A 17,468-nucleotide genomic window follows, 5' to 3' on the forward strand; every position below is an offset into this window, starting at 1 on the left:
CATGGCGCGCCGCCCGCCCCGGCGCCAGCGTCGTCGCTGTCGCGGCCCTACCGCTCGCCGAAAGGCACCACCTTGTTCTCGCGGTCGTGGCCGATGTCGGCCGCGCCGAGGTAGGGGATGCCCGAGCGCTGGCACCAGTAGCGGACGATTTCCTCCGGGGTCAGACCGAAGTCCGGGTCGTTCTCAACAATGTCCGACACCCGCCCCAGCCGGATACCCGCCACCTTGCGGATCGAGGCCTGGCCGGTCAGGTGGAACATCATCCGGTCAACCCGGTACAGCGGCTCCGACACATCCTCCAGCATCAGCACATGGCCGGTCAGGTCCGGCTCCAGCGCCGTTCCGACCAAGGCGTCGAGGATGCTCAGGTTGAAGGCCACCGCCGGGCGCGGGTCATCATTCAGGGACGGCTCCCACGACGCCGGATCGCCCCGCTTCAGCCAGTTCAGCGCCCGCCACGCCGTCGCGTCATTGCGAACCGCGTCGGAGGCCATCGGCCCGTGCGCCACCTGCGGAAAACCCGCCTTGTAAAGCCCGGCCAGCAGGGTCCCGGCGTCGGAATAGCCGAGATACCGCTTGTTCCTCGCGACGTCGGTGAGCTGCGGCAGCACCGCCTCGGCGATCCGGCACGAGCCGTAACCGCCCCGCGCGAACCACACCGCGTCCAGCCGCGGATCGTTGGCGTATTCGACGAAGGCCGCCGCCCGGCTGGCGTCGTCGCCGCCGAAATGGCCATGCTTGCCGAAGCTGGCCGGGTGGAACACGACCTTGACCGCGCCGTCGGGAACATTCGCCGCGAACCAGTCATGCACGGCGTCCGCCCGCTCCCGGCTGAAGCGCGAACTGGCGTTGACGATGCCGATTTTCAAAACGCGTCCCCGGAAGTGTGCGCCCCCTTCATAGTCTGCGCCGGGCGCGTGAACCAATCCCTTCCCCTTCCCGCCTCCTGCCACTACTCAACCGTCATGGCGAACGACTATTTCTTCTGCGGCATCGGCGGCTCCGGCATGTTGCCGCTGGCGATGATCGTGCAGGCGCAAGGGAACCGCATCGAGGGTTCCGACCGCTCCCGCGATCAGGGCCGCACACCGGAGAAATTCGCCTGGCTGGAGGCCCACGGCGTCACCCTGCATCCGCAGGACGGATCCGGCGTCACCCGCCCCGAGCAGATCGTCGTCGCCACCGGGGCCGTCGAGGACACCGTCCCCGACATTGGCGCCGCCCGCCGCGGCGGCGCCCGCATCGTCACCCGGCCCGAACTGCTCAGCCAGATCTTCAACGCCGCCCCGACCTCGATCGGCGTCGCCGGCACCAGCGGCAAGTCGACCATCACCGGCATGATCGCGTGGATCCTGCATCAGGCGGGCCGCGATCCGACCGTCATGAACGGTGCGGTGATGAAGAATTTCGCTGACGCCGACCACCCCTTCGCCAGCGCCCTGATCGGCGGGCGCGACCTGTTCGTCTCCGAGGTCGACGAATCCGACGGCTCCATCGCCCGCTACGACCCGACCGTCGCCGTCGTCTCCAACATCTCGCTCGATCACAAGTCGATGGAGGAGCTGCGCGACCTGTTCGGCGGCTTCACTGGCCGCGCGACGACCGCCGTACTCAATCTCGACAACGCTGAAACAGCGGCCTTGGCCCAGCAGATGGTCGAGGCGGGGCGCGGCGACGCGGTCGTCACCTTCGCCCTCGGAAACGAGACCGCCGACCTGTCCGCCCACGACCTCGAACCGCTGCCGACGGGAATGAAGTTCCAGCTGACCGAACGCGCCTCTGGGACAGTTCTTTCGGCCAACCTGCCGGTCCCCGGCGCTCACAATGTCGCCAACGCCCTCGCCGCCCTCGCCGCCGTCGGCGCCGTCGGCGTCCCGCTCGAGCAGGCGGTCGCGGCGCTCCAGACCTTCTCCGGCATTCGACGCCGGATGGAGCTGGTCGGCACGGCCAGCGGCGTCACCGTCATCGACGACTTCGCCCACAACCCGGACAAGATCGCCGCCAGCCTGAAGACGCTGCACGCCTTCGACGGCCGCCTGTTGGTCCTGTTCCAGCCGCACGGCTTCGGCCCGTTGAAGCTGATGAAGCGCGAGTTCGTCGACGGTTTCGCCGGCCTGCTCCGCGCCGACGATGTCCTGCTCATGCCCGAGCCCGTATACTTCGGCGGCACCACCGACCGCAGCGTCGGCAGCGAGGATATCGCCGCGGGCGTGCGCGCCGCCGGCCGGGCCGCCGAAGCCCTCCCGACGCGCGAGGCGTGCGGCGACCGCCTGATCGAACTGGCCCGCCCCGGCGACCGCATCGTCGTCATGGGCGCGAGGGACGACACCCTGTCGCAGTTCGCGGCGGAGCTTATCGAGCGTCTGCGCGCTTCGGCCGGATGATCCAGGACGTTCCGCCCGACCTCCCCGAAGTCGTCGTCACCGGCGCTCGCCTGCCGCCCGCCGCCGGCGAGGCCGCCTTCTCCGTCATCCGCCTCGACGACGCCGACCTGCGAGACCAGAAGCGCCTGGACGAGGCCCTGGCGACCGTGCCCGCCGTCTCCCTGTTCCGCCGCACCTCCAGCCTCGCAGCCAATCCGACGACGCAGGGGATATCCCTGCGCGCCATCGCGCCATCGGGCGCCGGCCGCACGCTTGTCACCCTCGACGGCGTGCCTCTGAACGATCCGTTCGGCGGCTGGGTGATCTGGTCGCAGGTTCCGACCGAGAGCCTGTCCGGCCTCGACCTCATCCGTGGCTCGGGCGCGGGCTCCTACGGTGCGGGAGCCCTGACTGGGGTCATCCAGCTGCGCGAACGAGATCAGGGATCGGTGCTGGACGCCTCGGTTTCGGAACGCGGCGGCGCCCGCGTCGGCGCGTCCGGCGTGACAGACTTCGGCCCCGTCCGCCTCGTCGCCTCAGGCCTCTACGAGACCAGCGAGGGCTACGTCCCCGTGCGTGGCCGCGACGCCGGCGCCGCCGACCAGCCTCTGGATCTGAAGGTCCGCGCCGCCGCCCTGCGCGCCGACGTTCCGCTGGGCGAGGCCGCCCTGTCCGTCCGCGCCGCCGCTTTCGAGGAAGAGCGGGGCTCGGGCGTGGAGAACAGCCGCGCCTCGGCAAGCGGCGCCGTCCTGTCGGCGACCGCCGCGCTTCGACCGCGTGCCGAACGCCCCGGCTGGCGGCTTCAGACCTGGCGACGCGAGAGCGATCTGTCCAACACCTTCGTCGCCGTGGCGGACGACCGGTCTTCCGCCCGCCCCGCCGCCTCGCAGGACGAGACCCCGGCCACCGGCTGGGGCGCCAACGCCGCCGTGCGCGGGGTCAGCTCGCGCGGCGACGCCCGCCTCGAATGGGAGCTGGGCGCAGACGCCCGCTTCAACGAGGGCGAGACCCGCGAGCGTTTTCGCAATCTTGGCGCCGGCTTCACCCGAAGCCGCGTCGCCGGTGGCGAGAATTCGGTTGTGGGCGTCTATGCGGAAGGCTCCTGGCGCTCCGGCTCGTGGCTGGCCGCGGGCGGCCTGCGCTGGGACGCCTGGTCGACCAGCGAGGGACGCCGCCTTGAACGCGATCTCGCCACCGGCCTGCCGACGCTCGACGAAGGCGATCCCGACCGATCGGACGAGGTGGTCAGCGCCCGCCTCGCCGTCCGCCACGAGATCGCCGCCGGACAGGCCCTGCGCCTCGCCGCCTACAGCGGCTTCCGCCCCGCCACCCTCAACGAACTGCACCGCCCGTTCCGCGTCGGCAACGACATCACCGAGGCCAACGCCGCCCTGGAGCCGGAACGTCTCGCCGGGATCGAGACCGGCTGGGCGTGGACCGGCGACCGCGCCGCCCTGGCCGCCACGGCCTTCTGGAACCGGATCGACGACGCCATCGTCAACGTCACCATCGGCCAGGGTCCCGGCGTCTTTCCCCGCGCCGGCTTCGTCCCGGCTGGCGGGGTGCTGCGCCAGCGGATGAACGCCGGGACCATCGAGGCGACCGGGCTGGAGATCGACGGGCGCTTCGACCTGTCCCCGGTCCTGTCGCTCCGGGCCGCCCTCTCCGCAACCGACGCCCGGGTCGACGGCGGCGCTACAGCCCCGCAGTTGACCGGCCTGCGTCCCGCCCAGGCCCCGATCTGGAGCGCTGTCGCCGGACTGGACTGGCGCCCCCTCGACCGCCTGGTCCTCGCCGCCGATCTACGTTGGGAAAGCCGCCGCTTCGACGACGACCTGAACAGCCGCGTGCTCGCCGCCTCCGCCACCGTCGATCTTCGCGCCGACTGGAGTCTGACGCCCTCGGCCACCGCCTGGCTGGCCGCCCGTAACCTGTTCGATGCGGAGGTCGAGGTGGCCGAGGCCGGCACGGGCGTCGCCGGCTACGGTCCGCCCCGAACCCTCAGCGTGGGCGTCCGACTGACGCGCTGACTCCGGCGCCACCGCTATTGCAAACCGTTCGCAAGTTCGGCACAAGCCGGAGGTGACCGACGCCGCCCCGCCCGCCCGGCCTCCCAAGGCCCTGAACCCCAGACGGTCGTTCTGGCTGAAACAGCTGCACCAGTGGCACTGGATTTCGGCCGCGCTGAGCCTGATCGGCCTGCTGCTGTTCGCGGTCACCGGCATCACCCTGAACCACGCCGCCGACATCCCCGCAGAGCCGGTCACGGTCGAGCGGACCGCGACCTTGCCCGCTCCGTTGCTGGAGCGGCTGACGGCCTTCCCCGACGAGACGACCGACCCGGTCCCCGACGCCGTCGCCCGCTGGGCTTCTGGGTCGCTCGAGGTTCGGATCGCCGGCCGACCCACCGAGACCACCGCCGAGGAAATCTACGTCTCCCTGCCCGAGCCCGGCGGCGACGGCTGGCTGACCATCGACCGGGCCACCGGCGAGGCCCTGCGCGAACGCACCACGCGCGGCTGGATCGCCTGGCTCAACGACCTGCACAAGGGCCGCGACACCGGCCCGGTCTGGTACTGGTTCATCGACGTCTTCGCCGTCGCCTGCATCGTCTTCGCGGCCACCGGCTTCGCCCTGACCTGGATGCACGCGCGCCAGCGCCCCTCGACCTGGCCATTGCTCGGTCTTGGCCTGCTGATCCCCGTTCTCATCGCCCTGCTCTTCATCCACTGATCCCGCCCGAGTGTTCCATGCGTAAGCTCACCCTCGCCGCCACCGCCCTTGCCGGTTCCGTCGCCGGGCCCGCCCTCGCCGCCGACATCAATGTTTCGGTCGAAATCCCGCGCCTGTCGGTCGCCGCCTACCATCGCCCCTATGTCGCGGTGTGGATCGAGCGGCCGGACAGCACCGCCGTCCGCACCCTCGCCGTCTGGTACGAGGTCTCAAACGTCGCCGAGGGCAAGGACTGGCTCAAGGACATGCGCACCTGGTGGCGTCGCGGCGGCCGCTCGATGACCCTGCCCGCCGACGGCGTCTCCAGCGCCACCAAGGCCCCGGGCCGTCACACCGTCAGCATTCCCGGCGCGCGCCTCTCCAGCCTGCCCGCCGGCGACTATGTGATGGTCGTCGAGGCGGCCCGCGAACTCGGCGGCCGCGAGACGGTCCGCGTGCCCTTCCGCTGGGGCGCCGCCAACACCGCCCGGGCCTCGGGCTCCAGTGAACTCGGCGCCGTCAGCGTCGCCGTCACCCGCTAAGGATCGTCGCCATGAAGAAATCCCTCGCCCTGATCGCGGCCGTCGCGGCCCTTGCCCTGCCGATGTCGGCCCAGGCTCACCGCGCCTGGCTGGCCCCAACCGCAACCGTGCTGTCCGGCGCGGACGCCTGGGTCGGCTTCGACGCCGGCATGTCCAACGGCGTCTTCATTCCCGATCACGCCGCGATGAACCTTGCGGGTCTCGTCATCACCGCCCCGGACGGCTCGACCGCCCAGGCCGAGAACATGATGCGGTCGCGCTACCGCTCGACCTTCGACCTGCACCTGACCCAGCCCGGCACCTGGAAGGTCGCCAATGTCTCGAGCGGCGTCACAGCCACCTACAAACTCGACGGCGAAGAGAAGCGCTGGCGCGGCCAGGTCGCGGAATTCCCCGGCGCCATCCCGGCCGGGGCCACCGATGTGGTCGCCACCCGCACCTCGAACCGGATCGAGACCTTCGTCACCCTCGGCGCACCGACCGACAGCGTCTTCACCAACCCGGCCGACGGCCTGGCGCTGATCCCGATCACCCACCCGAACGACCTGGCGGCGGGCGAGGCGGCGACGTTCAAGCTGTCGATCGACGGAGCCGCCGCTTCCGACGTCGAGGTCACAATCGCCCGCGGCGGCACGCGCTACCGCGACAATCCGGACGAGATGACCGTCACCACCGGGGCCGACGGCGCCTTCACCGTCGCCTGGCCCGAGCCCGGCATGTACTGGCTCAACGCCACGGTCCGCACCCCGGCCGAGGGCGCGACCATCGCCGCCAGCGCCCAGTACGTCGCCGTCATGGAAGTCCTCCCCTGACCGACAACCCTTCCGCACCGAACCGGTCCGGCCCGCCGCCCGTGGTGATCGGCGAGGCAGGACCACGCGCGGCCAACCGGGTGCTGATCCCGACCCATGGCAGGGTCCCGGTCCGCCCGCCCCAGGACTTCATCTGGGATTTCGCCGGCGAGACCATGGGCACGACCTGGGCGGTGCGCCTCGTGCCGCCGCCCGGCGTCACCCGCGCCGCCTTCCAGTCGGCCATCGAGGACGAGCTGAACCGGATCATCCTGCTGTTCAGCCATTGGGAGCCGCGCTCGGAACTGTCGCGCCTCAACGCCGCGCCGCCCGGCTTCTGGGCCGTGTCCGAGCCGTTCTGGACCCTGCTCAACGCCGCCCTCGATCTCGCGGACGACACCAATGGGGCGGTCGATCCGACCCTCGGCGCCCTGGTCAACCTGTGGGGCTTCGGCCCGCCCGGGCCGCGCCCGCTGGACGCCTTCGGCAAGGGGTACACCGTCCCCTTCGAGGAGGAGATCGCCGCCGCCAGGGCCCTGTCCGGCTGGGGTCGGCTGCGCCTCAACCGCGACGCACGGGCGGTCCAGCAGCTCGGCGGGGTCAAGCTCGACTTGTCGGGCATCGCCAAGGGCCACGCCGTCGACAAGGTCTCGGAGCGGCTGACCTCGATGGACGCGACCCACCATCTGGTCGAGATCGGCGGCGAACTGCGTGGCGCCGGGGTCAAGCCTGACGCCCGTCCGTGGTGGACCGACCTGCAACAGGCGCCCGGCGCCCCCGGCCCCCGCACCGTCGCCGCCCTCTTCGACATGGCCGTAGCCACCTCGGGCGATTGGGTCAGAAACTACGAGGTCTATGGCAAGCGCTACAGCCACACCCTCGACGGTCGCACCGGCCGTCCGGTCGACAACGGCGTCGCCTCGGTCACCGTCCTCGCCGAGACGGCCATGTACGCCGACGCCATGGCCACGGCCCTGACCGTCATGGGCGCCGAGGAAGGTCCGGCCTTCGCCGAGGCCATGAACATCGCCGCCGCCTTCGTCGTACGCGGCGAGAGCGGCCTGACCGAGACCGTCACCCCCGCCTTCTCCGCCATGTTGTCAGAGGGCGCGTGACCGCCGATCCGATCCGCTGGCTGTGGGCTGCCGCCGCCGTGGTGCTCTGGATGCTGATCGTCGCGGTCGTCGCCTGGCGCCGCGAGCAGTCCCGCCGCTCCGCCCGGGAGCAGGCCGCCGCCCTCGTTCCGGCCGGGGATGCGAACGCCCTGCTCGTCGCCTTCGCCAGCCAGACCGGCCAGGCCGAGGAACTGGCCTGGATGACCGCCTCCAGCCTGTCGGAAGCCGGCGTTCCCGCCCGCGTCGTTCCGCTCGGCGATCTCGAGCCGGCGCAGCTCAGGGCCGCTGGGCGGGTGCTGATCATCGCCTCGACCACTGGCGAGGGCGACGGGCCGGACGCCGTCTCGTGGTTCTCCCGCCAATACATGACCGCGCCCGCCGACCTCGCTGGCCTGTCCTTCGCCCTGCTCGCCCTCGGCGACCGCACCTACGCCGACTTCTGCGGTTTCGGCCGGGCGCTCGACAGCTGGCTCCAGCGCTCGGGCGCGACGCCCCTGTTCGACAGGGTCGAGGTCGACAACAGCGACCCCGGCGCCATCCGCCACTGGCAGCACCAGCTGGGCGTGGTCACCGGCCACGCCGTGCAGGCCGACTGGACCCCGCCGGCTTTCGACCGCTGGCGTCTGGTGCACCGCAAACATCTCAACCCCGGCAGCCCCGGCGGCGCGGCGTGGCTGCTGGCTTTCGAGCCGGTCGGGCACACGCCGGACTGGGTCGCCGGCGACATCGCCGAGATCGGCCTGCCCGGCGCGCCCTCCTCCGGCAGCCGGGAGTACTCTGTCGCCTCCCTGCCCTCCGACGGCCGGGTCGAGTTCATCGTCCGTCTGATGACACGGCCGGACGGCTCGCCCGGCCTCGCCTCCGGCTGGCTGACGCGCGACCTCGCCCTTGGTGAGCCGGTCGACATGCGCGTCCGCACCAATCGCAGCTTCCACGGCCCGCCGCCGGAGACGCCGCTGATCCTGGTCGGCAACGGCACCGGCCTGGCCGGCCTCCGCGCCCACTGGCGCGCCCGGGCCGGCGCGGCGCACGGCGGCGCCTGGCTGATGTTCGGGGAGCGCACCTCGGCCCACGACGCCTTCCTCGACGCGGAGCTTCGAACCGCACTCGCTTCTGGCGAACTGACCCGCCTCGACCGTGCCTTCTCGCGTGATCCCGGCGACGGTCGCTACGTCCAGAAATTGATCGAACAGAACGCGGACGAACTCGCCGCCTGGATCGACCGGGGCGCCGTCATCCTCGTCTGCGGCAGTCTCGAAGGCATGTCGGCCGGGGTCCACGCGGCGCTTGAAGCCGCACTCGGCGCCGAACGGGTGCTGGAGCTGTCGGAGACCGGCCGCTACCGCCGCGACGTTTACTAGCTCTCCGGGGCCGGCCCCGACCTCCGAGATGTCAGCGGGTGACGACGTCCCGCCGCATCGGCGCCAGCTTTGCCAGGAACCGGTTCTGGGTGTGGAAGGGCACGCCCTCCTCGTCCATCGCGGCCTGCAGATGCTCGACCAGCGCGCCCATGTCGGCGGGCTGCAGGCCGATATCGGCGTGGGCGTCCCGCATCGACCGGCCCGTATAGGCGCACGGACCATTCAGCAGATAGCAGAACTGCTCCTTCAGCGTCCGGCGCAGCCGGACCATGTCCGTCGCCGCGAAGATTCCCGCGATGCGCGGATCCGAGACCGACCGGTCCAGCATGCCATCGACGCCGGCCTGTCCGTGAAACGCCTCAAACATTCCCGCGCCCGCGAAGGGCACGGCGCCGGCCTTGACGGCGGTCACGACATAGGGTCCGCCCGCGTCGAGGCCTAACCCGCCGCCACCGCCTTCATTGTCACCGCCGGATCGGCCAGCCGGCACGGATTCACGGCTGTCCCCCGGCCGATCATCTGCCGACCGGCCATGAACTCGGCGGGGGCGTTGACCGCCTCGACGCAGACGATCCGCTCTCCCGCCAGATGGAAGACTGCGAACGACCCCGCCGCCGGATCGCCGCGCAGCACCTGTCGGTCGGCCCCCGCCGGCAGGCCGGCGATCTGCAGCTTGACGTCATACTGATCCGACCAGAACCACGGGACCTCAGGCGCCGGCGCTGGCCGCCCGGCGATGGACGCCGCCGCCTGTTTGGCCTGCTCCAGCGCATTGGGGACGCTCTCGAGCCGCTGCCTCAGCCCGCCATGCGCCGGGATCGGCCGGAAGGTCACGTCGCCGACGGCCCAGATGGACGCGTCCGAAGTCCGCGCCGCCTCATCGACGATCACGCCGTTTTCGCAGGTCAGGCCCGCCGATCGGGCCAGCTGATCGCAGGCCTGGGCGCCCACCCCGACCAGCACCGCCTCCGCCTCGATCAGCCGCCCATCGCCCAACCGCACCCCGCCGTCCTCGAAGGCCGTCACCTCGGCCGAGGTCAGCACCTCGACGCCGTGCTCCCGGTGATAGCGGGTGAAGAAATCCGACAGGGCCTCCGACGCCACGCGCGCCAGCACCCGGTCCATCCGCTCGATGATGACGGCTTCAGCCCCCAGCGCCCGCGCCGAGGCCGCCGCCTCCAGCCCGACATAGCCGCCGCCGACCACCGCCAGCCGCTTCCCCGGCCCCAGCGCCGCCTTCAGCCGCTCCGCATCGGCCAGCGTGCGCAGCTCCAGCAGATCCGGCCGGTTGGCCCCTGGAAGGCTCAGCTTCCGCGCCGTCGATCCGGTGGCCAGGATCAGGGCGTCGTAGGTCTCGACCGTCCCGTTCGCGAACGTCACGGTCTTGGCTGCGGGGTCTATCGCCCTGGCCGTCACGCCGAGCCGCAGTTCGATCTCCTGTTCAGCGTAGAAACTCTCCGGGCGCAGCAACAGCGCCTCCAGATCGGCCTCGCCCTTCAGCCACGCCTTCGACAGCGGCGGCCGCTGATAGGGCGGCGCCGGCTCCTCGCCCGCGAGCACGATCGGCCCCTCGTGCCCGTACTGGCGCAGCAAGGCCGCCGCCGTCCCGCCCGCGTGTCCCGCGCCGATGATCAGAACCTTGCTCATGGGATGCAGATAGAGGGGCGAGGGGCGAGGGTCGAGAGCCCCTTGACCGTTCCACTGTTACAGCATAGTGGAACGGTCATGACTGACACCCTCCCCCGCAACGCCGCCGCCACGGCGCGCAGCCGCGTCGCTCTCTACGACGCCCTGCTGTCGCTGAAGTCGCGTGACGAGGTCGACGCCTTCCTCGCCGACCTGTGCACCCCGGCCGAGGTGCGCGCCTTCGCCGAGCGATGGGAGGTCGCCCGCCTGCTGGACGCCGGGGGCCGCTCGTATCGGGACATCGCCGCCGAGGCCCAGGCCAGCCCGACCACGGTCGTGCGGGTCGCCCGCTTCCTCAAGGAAATGCCGCACCAGGGCTACCGCCTCGTGCTGGACCGCCTCAAAGACTGAGCAAAATCATGAGCACCGTTCAGGGGCGGCTTCGCATCGCCGTCCAGAAATCCGGCCGTCTGGCCGACCGCAGCCTCGACCTCGTCCGCGACGCCGGCCTGCGCGTGGTCAAGGGCAACAACGACCTGCTCTATCGGGTCGAGAATTATCCGATCGACCTGCTGCGGGTGCGCGACGACGACATCCCGACCTTCGTTGCCGACGGCGTCTGCGATCTGGGCATCGTCGGCGAGAACGTGCTCGAGGAGGCGCGCAACGGCGGCCCGGTCGCCGGGGTGATCATGCCGCTCGGCTTCGGCCGCTGCACCCTGAAGATCGCCGTCCCCCCGACCCTGGCCTACGACGGCCCGGCCTCGCTCGACGGCCTGCGCATCGCCACCTCCTACCCCCGGATCCTGCGTCGCTTCCTCGACGAGCGGAACGTCCGCGCCGACATCGTCACCATGCGCGGCGCCGTCGAGGTCGCCCCCCGTCTCAAGCTGGCCTCGGCGATCTGCGATCTCGTCTCCACCGGCGCCACGCTCGAGGCCAACGGCCTCGGCGCCCGTGAGACCGTGCTCGAAAGTCAGGCTGTGCTGATCAAATCGCCGGTCGCCCCCGAACCGGGCCTGCAACACCTCCTCGACAGCATCATCGAGCGCATGGCCGGCGTGGTGTCCTCGCAGGGCGCCAAATACGTCATGCTCAACGCCCCCCGCTCGGCGCTGGACCAGATCACCGCCATCCTGCCCGGCGCCGGCTCGCCTACGGTCATGCCCCTGTCCGGCCGCGACGACGCCGTCGCCGTCCACGCCGTCTGTCAGGAGGCCGTCTTCTGGGAGACGCTGGAGAAGCTCAAGGCCGCGGGCGCCTCGGCCATTCTGGTCCTTCCTATCGAGAAGATGATGTGATGCGCCTGATCGATTGGACCACCCTCGACGCCGCCAGCCGCCGCGAAGCTCTCGCCCGTCCGTCGCGTCGCACCGGGACCCGCGTCGGCGGGGGGGTGCGCGACATCTTCGACGACGTCCGGGCGCGCGGCGGCGCCGCCGTCACCGACTGGGCCGTGAAGCTCGACGGTTTTGCGCCGCGCCGCATCGCCGTTACCCCGGACGCGGTCGCGGCCGCCCGCGACGCCCTGCCGCCGACGGCCACCCGCGCCCTGCGCATCGCCGCCGACAACGTTCGCGTCTTCCATCAGGCCACCCGGCCCGAGGACTCGCCGTGGATAGAGACCACGCCGGGCGTCCGCTCCCGCCTCGTCTGGCGGCCGATCCGCGCCGCCGGCCTCTACGTCCCCGGCGGCACGGCGCCCCTGTTCTCCTCCCTGTTGATGCAGGCCATACCGGCCGCCGTGGCCGGGGTCGGCGAACGCGTCGTGGTCACCCCGCCGGCCCGGGACGGCGGCGTTCACCCCGCCATGATCTACGCAGCGGGCGAGGCCGGGCTAAATGCTCTCTGGCTCATCGGCGGCGCCCAGGCCATCGCCGCCCTGACCTTCGGTGCCGCTTTCGAGGACGGCGAGATCGCGCCGGTCGACAAGCTGTTCGGCCCCGGCAACGCCTGGGTCGCCGAGGCCAAGAAACAGGCTGCCGCCCTGCCAGGCGGTCCCGCTGTCGACATGCCCGCCGGCCCGTCCGAGCTGATGGTCATCGCTGACCGCGACGCCGACCCGGAGATCGCCGCCGCCGACCTGCTCAGCCAGGCCGAGCACGACGCCGACGCCCAGGTCATCCTCGTCTCCGAGAGCCGCGCCAACATCGACGCCATCCGCGCCGGGGTCGAGCGCCAGCTCGAAACCCTGCCCCGCGCCGACATCGCCCGCGCCTCCCTCGCCGCCGCCCGCGCCATCCGCGTCCGCGACATGGCCGAGGCCTGTGAGGTAGCCAATCTCTACGGCCCCGAACACCTCGCCCTGCAGACGGTCGACGCGGACGGTCTGGTCAACCGCATCAGCGCCGCCGGCGCGATCTTCGTCGGCGCATTCGCCGCCGAGACCCTGGGCGACTACGCCGCCGGGCCCAGCCACGTCCTGCCCACCGACGGCGCCGCCCGCACCATCGGCGGCATCACCACCGCCAGTTTCATGACCTCGATGTCGGTTCAGTCGGTTACCGAAGCCGGCGCTGGCGCCCTCGCCCCCGTCGCCGCCGCCCTCGCCCGCATGGAGGGGCTGGAGGCTCACGCCCGCGCGGCCGATCTGAGGAGCGGCGCATGACCCTGAGCAACCTCCCCGCCCCGTTCGCACCACTCGTCTCCGGCAACGACGGTCTCGACTGCTATCCGGCCGAACCCCGCGCCCTCGCCGCACGCATGGCCGAGGTCTACGGCGTGCCGACGGACCATGTCCTGCCGGTGCGCGGCCTGACCCACGGGCTCGAGCTCGTGTTTCGGCTGGCGGCGCGCGAGAGACAGTCTGTCGAGGCCCCCGACGCTGAGCCCTATCGCGCGCTCGCTGCCCTCTACGCCGCCCCGGCCCCCGACGCGACGCCCGCCGCCACCATCGTCCGCGCGCTCGGTTCCCCCGAAGCCGTCGGAGAAATGGCGGCGCGCCTGAACCCGACCCTGCTGGTTGTGGACGAAGGCATGGCCGAGTTCTCTGACAGAGAGTCAGCCGCCACCGTCATCCCCGCCAACCCCAATCTGATCGTTCTGCGCAGCCTGTCTCTGGCGTATGGTCTTGCCGGCGCGCGTGTGGGCGCCGCCCTGGGGCAGCCGACGACGCTGGCCCGCCTGTCCGCCCTGCTTGAGCCCTACGCCCTGCCCGAAACTTCGGTGCGGCTGGCTCAGCAGGCGCTCGATCCGTCGCGGATGATGGAAAGCGCCGGGCGTCTCGCCGGCGTCCGCCGCGAGCGCGAACGGCTGATCAAGGCGCTCGGCCGTGAAATGGCCGTCGAGCCCGGCCTCGGTCCCGTCATCATGGTCCGTCCGGCCGATCCCGACGCCGTTCTGGCAGCCCTGGCGCGCTATGGCGTCGCGGCGGAACGGGCCGGAGAGCGCCTGCGTCTGCCGGTGGCCGCCCGGGTCGAGGTCAACGACCGCCTGCTGACCGCCCTTGGTCTCGCTACGGCGCCGGCCCGCCCGTCCCGCACCGGGTTGGCGGTGCGGGACACCCGGGAGACCCGCATAGTCTGCGCCGTCGACCTCGACGCCCCCGGTCCGGTCGCGATCCACACTGGCGTCGGCTTCTTCGACCACATGCTGGAGCAGGTCGCGGCCCACGGCGGCTTCTCCCTGCGCCTGTCGTGCGAGGGCGACCTGCACACCGACCCGCACCACACCATCGAGGACTCGGCCATCGCTCTCGGTCAGGCCCTGAAACAGGCGCTCGGCGAGCGGCGCGGCATCGCCCGCTACGGCTTCGTCCTGCCCATGGACGAGGCCAATGCGACGGTGTCCATCGACCTGTCCGGCCGTCCCTACCCGGTGTTTGACGGGAGCTTCGGCACGCCCTTCATCGGCGACTACCGCACCGACCTGACGGCCCACGTCTTCCGCTCGCTGGCAGAGCACCTCGGGGCGGCCATCCACGTCTCGGTCACCGGCGACGACGACCACCACAAGACCGAGGCCGTGTACAAGGCCTTCGGCCGCGCCCTGCGTCAGGCCATTCGCGTCGAGGGCGACGCCGTGCCCAGCACCAAGGGGATGCTGTGATGGCATTCCTCCCCCACAGGGGGAGGGGGACCGCGAAGCGGTGGAGGGGGCCCGCCCCACGCACCGCTCGTCCTTCGCGCCCCCTCCACCATCCTTCGGACGGTCCCCCTCCCCCGACGGGGGAGGACCAATGACCGCAGTCACCGTCGTCTCCTACGGCGCGGGCAATGTCGCCTCGGTCCAGTTCGCCTTGGAGCGACTCGGCGCGACCGTCCGCCTGAACGCCGATCCCGGCGAAATCGCGGACGCCGACCGGTTGATCCTTCCCGGCGTCGGCGCCGCCGGCTACGCCATGGCCCGGCTGTCGGACCTCGGCCTCGTCGCGCCGATCCGCGCTTTCGCGCGCCCCCTGCTCGGCGTCTGCCTCGGCCAGCAACTGCTGTTCGAACACAGCGAGGAAGGGAGCGGCACGCCCCTGCTCGGTCTGATCCCGGGCGTGGTTCATCGGCTGGAGCCCGGTCCCGACCGGCCGATCCCGCACATGGGTTGGTCGCGGCTTTCGACCGTCCGGCCCGACCCGCTCCTCGATGGGGTCGGCGATGAGGCCTGGGCCTATTTCGTGCACAGCTACGCCTGCCCCGATGGCGACGCCACGCTCGCCCGCGCCGACTACGGCGGCCCGGTTCCCGCGGTGGTCCGCCGGGCCAACCGCTGGGGTTGCCAATTCCACCCTGAACGCTCGGCCGCCGCCGGCGCCCGCATCCTCAAGAATTTTCTGGAACTGCCCGCATGATCGTCTACCCGGCCATCGACCTGAAGGACGGCGTCTGCGTCCGCCTGATGCATGGGCGGTTCGACGCCGTGACCCGCTATGATGATGCCCCCGCCGCCCGGCTCGCCGCTTTCCGCGCCGCCGGCGCGACCTGGGCGCACATCGTCGACCTGGACGGCGCCGAAGCCGGCCGGGCGGTCCAGCACGCCCTGATCGGCGAGCTGGCCGCCGCCATCGACATCCGCATCCAGTCTGGCGGCGGCGTCCGCTCGGCCGACGACATCCAGAACCTGCTCGACGCCGGGGTCCGCCGCGTCGTCGTCGGCTCGCTCGCTGTCTCTGACCCGGACGTCGTCTCCACCTGGCTCGAGCGGTTCGGCCCCGACTGCATCACCCTGGCCATCGACGTAAAGGCCGACGGCGACCGCTGGATCCCCGCCCTGAAGGGTTGGACCGAGGCCGCGGACATCGATCTGTGGTCGGCGCTGGATCGCTACCCGCCCGGATCGGCCAGACACCTGCTGGTCACCGACGTGGGCCGCGACGGCGCCCTTACCGGCCCCAACCTCGACCTGCTGGCCGAGATTCACCAGCGCCGCCCCGATCTGTGGCTGCAGGCTTCGGGCGGCGTCGCCGATCTGACCGACCTGACCGGCGCCCGCTCGGTGGGCGCGTCCGGCGCCATCGTCGGCCGCGCCCTCTACGAAGGCCGCTTCACACTCAAGCAGGCGCTGGAAACCGCCCGCTCATGACGGCGCGCCGCATTATTCCCTGTCTCGACGTCAAGGACGGTCGCGTGGTCAAGGGCGTGCGCTTCGAAGGCCACGTCGACATGGGCGACGCCGCCGATCTCGCCGCCCGCTATCGCGATCAGGGCGCCGACGAACTGGTCTTCTACGACATCACCGCCAGCCCGGAGGGCCGCACCCTCGACTACGGATGGGTTCGCGACATCGCGAGACTGCTCGACATTCCGTTCAGCGTCGCCGGCGGCATCCGCTCGGTCGAACAGGCCCGCCGCTGTCTCGACAACGGCGCCGACAAGGTCTCGATCAACTCTCCGGCCCTCGAACGCCCCGAGTTGATCTCCGACATGGCGGACCGCTTCGGGGCGCAGTGCGTGGTCGTCGGCGTCGATTCAAAACGGTCCGGCGACGATTGGCTCGTGCACCAGTACACCGGCGACCCGACCGCCAGCCGCGGCTCCGGCCGCCGCACCCTCGACTGGATCGTCGAAGCCCAGGCCCTCGGCGCCGGCGAGATCGTGCTCAACTGCATGGACGAGGACGGCGTGCGCAACGGCTATGACATCGACCAGTTGAGCGCAGCCCGGGCGCGGCTGACCATTCCGCTGGTCGCCTCGGGCGGCGCGGGCGCGGCCTCGCATTTCCTCGGCGTCTTCGAACAGGCCGGCGTTTCCGGCGCCCTTGCCGCCAGCGTCTTCCACAGCGGCGTGCTCGCCATCCCCGAACTCAAGACCTTCCTGGCCGATTCCGGCGTTGAGGTGAGACCATGATCGATCCCAACCAGTCCTCCCCCGTCGGGGGGGATTTCGATCCCGCCATCCTCGACTTCGCCAAGGGCGACGGCCTGCTCCCCGTCGTCGTCCAGGACGCCGCCACGCTGCAGGTGCTCACCCTCGCCTGGATGGACCGCGCCGCCCTCGACGAGACCCTCGCGTCCGGCGAGGCCACCTTCTTCTCCCGTTCGCGCGGCGGCCGCTGGCGCAAGGGCGAAACCTCGGGCGACCGCCTGAATGTCGTCTCCATGACCCCCGACTGTGACGCCGACACCCTGGTGCTCAAGGTCCGCCCGGTCGGAAACGCCTGTCACCTGAACCGCGTCAGCTGTTTCGGCGACGAGGACGCGCCCGGTCTCGGCCGCCTCGCCCGGCTGGAGCAGACCATTGCCGCCCGCGCCGCCGCCGACCCGGCCGAAAGCTGGACCGCCCGCCTCCTCGCCGAGGGTCCAAAGCGCGCCGCCCAGAAGGTTGGCGAGGAGGGCGTCGAGACGGCTCTGGCCGGCGCCGCCGGACCAGACTCGGAACTCGCCTCCGAGGCCGCGGATTTGATCTACCATCTGCTGGTGTTGCTGCGCGCCCGTCACATGGTGTTTCAGGACGTCCTCGACGTCTTGGCGCGGCGGGCGGAAGCGGCCAGACCAGATCCCGGTCAAGCGGGGACCTGAACCTGAGGAGAG

18 protein-coding genes are annotated in these 17,468 nt (G+C 71.4%); 15 read left to right on the forward strand and 3 right to left on the reverse strand.

What is annotated here, in order from left to right; genetic code table 11:
- Nucleotides 1–47 precede the first annotated feature (47 nt).
- Nucleotides 48–869 (reverse strand): LD-carboxypeptidase, encoded by an 822-nt coding sequence (locus HNQ67_RS11110; RefSeq protein WP_183255334.1) that lies wholly within the window; start codon nucleotides 867–869, stop codon nucleotides 48–50.
- Between the two features lie 96 nt (nucleotides 870–965).
- Here HNQ67_RS11110 and HNQ67_RS11115 point away from each other — a divergent pair, with 96 nt between their 5' ends.
- The 7 genes from HNQ67_RS11115 to HNQ67_RS11145 are packed head-to-tail and all read left to right on the forward strand — an operon-like array spanning nucleotide 966 to nucleotide 8,884.
- A complete protein-coding gene (locus HNQ67_RS11115; RefSeq protein WP_183255336.1) occupies nucleotides 966–2,384 on the forward strand; it encodes a glutamate ligase domain-containing protein in 1,419 nt (472 codons plus the stop codon).
- Entirely contained in the window at nucleotides 2,381–4,393 is a 2,013-nt protein-coding gene (locus tag HNQ67_RS11120) for a TonB-dependent receptor (RefSeq protein WP_183255337.1), read from the forward strand. Before HNQ67_RS11115 ends, HNQ67_RS11120 begins: the two co-directional genes overlap by 4 nt.
- 52 nt (nucleotides 4,394–4,445) lie before the next feature.
- A complete protein-coding gene (locus HNQ67_RS11125; RefSeq protein ID WP_183255340.1) occupies nucleotides 4,446–5,096 on the forward strand; it encodes a PepSY-associated TM helix domain-containing protein in 651 nt (216 codons plus the stop codon).
- Nucleotides 5,097–5,113: 17 nt separating this feature from the next.
- Nucleotides 5,114–5,617, forward strand: coding sequence for a DUF2271 domain-containing protein (locus tag HNQ67_RS11130; RefSeq protein ID WP_183255341.1), 504 nt, complete (start codon nucleotides 5,114–5,116; stop codon nucleotides 5,615–5,617).
- Nucleotides 5,618–5,628: 11 nt separating this feature from the next.
- The gene (locus HNQ67_RS11135; RefSeq protein ID WP_183255343.1) at nucleotides 5,629–6,429 is read left to right on the forward strand and encodes a DUF4198 domain-containing protein; all 801 of its coding nucleotides are present in this window, start codon (nucleotides 5,629–5,631) and stop codon (nucleotides 6,427–6,429) included.
- Between the two features lie 44 nt (nucleotides 6,430–6,473).
- Nucleotides 6,474–7,523, forward strand: a complete 1,050-nt coding sequence (locus HNQ67_RS11140; protein ID WP_343054897.1) for an FAD:protein FMN transferase — start codon at nucleotides 6,474–6,476, stop codon at nucleotides 7,521–7,523.
- The gene (locus HNQ67_RS11145; protein WP_183255346.1) at nucleotides 7,520–8,884 is read left to right on the forward strand and encodes a flavodoxin domain-containing protein; all 1,365 of its coding nucleotides are present in this window, start codon (nucleotides 7,520–7,522) and stop codon (nucleotides 8,882–8,884) included. Before HNQ67_RS11140 ends, HNQ67_RS11145 begins: the two co-directional genes overlap by 4 nt.
- A 31-nt stretch (nucleotides 8,885–8,915) precedes the next feature.
- Here the strand turns inward: HNQ67_RS11145 and HNQ67_RS11150 are convergent, their stop codons facing one another.
- Together HNQ67_RS11150 and HNQ67_RS11155 are read right to left on the reverse strand one after the other, a co-directional pair.
- A complete protein-coding gene (locus HNQ67_RS11150) occupies nucleotides 8,916–9,296 on the reverse strand; it encodes a group I truncated hemoglobin (RefSeq protein ID WP_343054898.1) in 381 nt (126 codons plus the stop codon).
- A 26-nt stretch (nucleotides 9,297–9,322) separates the two neighbouring features.
- Nucleotides 9,323–10,531 carry an NAD(P)/FAD-dependent oxidoreductase gene (locus HNQ67_RS11155; RefSeq protein WP_183255348.1) on the reverse strand — a complete coding sequence of 403 codons (1,209 nt, stop codon included), beginning with the start codon at nucleotides 10,529–10,531 and terminating at the stop codon, nucleotides 9,323–9,325.
- 78 nt (nucleotides 10,532–10,609) lie between these two features.
- Here HNQ67_RS11155 and HNQ67_RS11160 point away from each other — a divergent pair, with 78 nt between their 5' ends.
- The 8 genes from HNQ67_RS11160 to hisIE all read left to right on the forward strand — a co-directional run bounded on the left by HNQ67_RS11160 (nucleotide 10,610) and on the right by hisIE (nucleotide 17,456).
- Nucleotides 10,610–10,921: a YerC/YecD family TrpR-related protein gene (locus HNQ67_RS11160; RefSeq protein ID WP_183255350.1), complete on the forward strand. Its 312-nt coding sequence runs from the start codon at nucleotides 10,610–10,612 to the stop codon at nucleotides 10,919–10,921.
- Nucleotides 10,922–10,929: 8 nt separating this feature from the next.
- On the forward strand, nucleotides 10,930–11,811 hold the full coding sequence (gene hisG, locus HNQ67_RS11165; protein ID WP_183255352.1) for an ATP phosphoribosyltransferase: 882 nt from the start codon (nucleotides 10,930–10,932) through the stop codon (nucleotides 11,809–11,811).
- A complete protein-coding gene (hisD, locus tag HNQ67_RS11170) occupies nucleotides 11,811–13,118 on the forward strand; it encodes a histidinol dehydrogenase (RefSeq protein ID WP_183255354.1) in 1,308 nt (435 codons plus the stop codon). Before hisG ends, hisD begins: the two co-directional genes overlap by 1 nt.
- A complete protein-coding gene (hisB, locus tag HNQ67_RS11175) occupies nucleotides 13,115–14,557 on the forward strand; it encodes an imidazoleglycerol-phosphate dehydratase HisB (protein ID WP_183255356.1) in 1,443 nt (480 codons plus the stop codon). Before hisD ends, hisB begins: the two co-directional genes overlap by 4 nt.
- A gap of 130 nt (nucleotides 14,558–14,687) precedes the next feature.
- Nucleotides 14,688–15,290 carry an imidazole glycerol phosphate synthase subunit HisH gene (gene hisH / locus HNQ67_RS11180; protein ID WP_183255358.1) on the forward strand — a complete coding sequence of 201 codons (603 nt, stop codon included), beginning with the start codon at nucleotides 14,688–14,690 and terminating at the stop codon, nucleotides 15,288–15,290.
- Nucleotides 15,287–16,021, forward strand: coding sequence for a 1-(5-phosphoribosyl)-5-[(5-phosphoribosylamino)methylideneamino]imidazole-4-carboxamide isomerase (gene hisA / locus HNQ67_RS11185; protein WP_183255360.1), 735 nt, complete (start codon nucleotides 15,287–15,289; stop codon nucleotides 16,019–16,021). Before hisH ends, hisA begins: the two co-directional genes overlap by 4 nt.
- Nucleotides 16,018–16,785, forward strand: coding sequence for an imidazole glycerol phosphate synthase subunit HisF (gene hisF, locus HNQ67_RS11190; RefSeq protein WP_183255362.1), 768 nt, complete (start codon nucleotides 16,018–16,020; stop codon nucleotides 16,783–16,785). Before hisA ends, hisF begins: the two co-directional genes overlap by 4 nt.
- A complete protein-coding gene (gene hisIE, locus HNQ67_RS11195; RefSeq protein WP_183255364.1) occupies nucleotides 16,782–17,456 on the forward strand; it encodes a bifunctional phosphoribosyl-AMP cyclohydrolase/phosphoribosyl-ATP diphosphatase HisIE in 675 nt (224 codons plus the stop codon). Before hisF ends, hisIE begins: the two co-directional genes overlap by 4 nt.
- Nucleotides 17,457–17,468: the final 12 nt, after the last annotated feature.

The organism is Brevundimonas basaltis (assembly GCF_014202075.1).
GTDB classification, from domain to species: Bacteria; Pseudomonadota; Alphaproteobacteria; order Caulobacterales; family Caulobacteraceae; genus Brevundimonas; species Brevundimonas basaltis.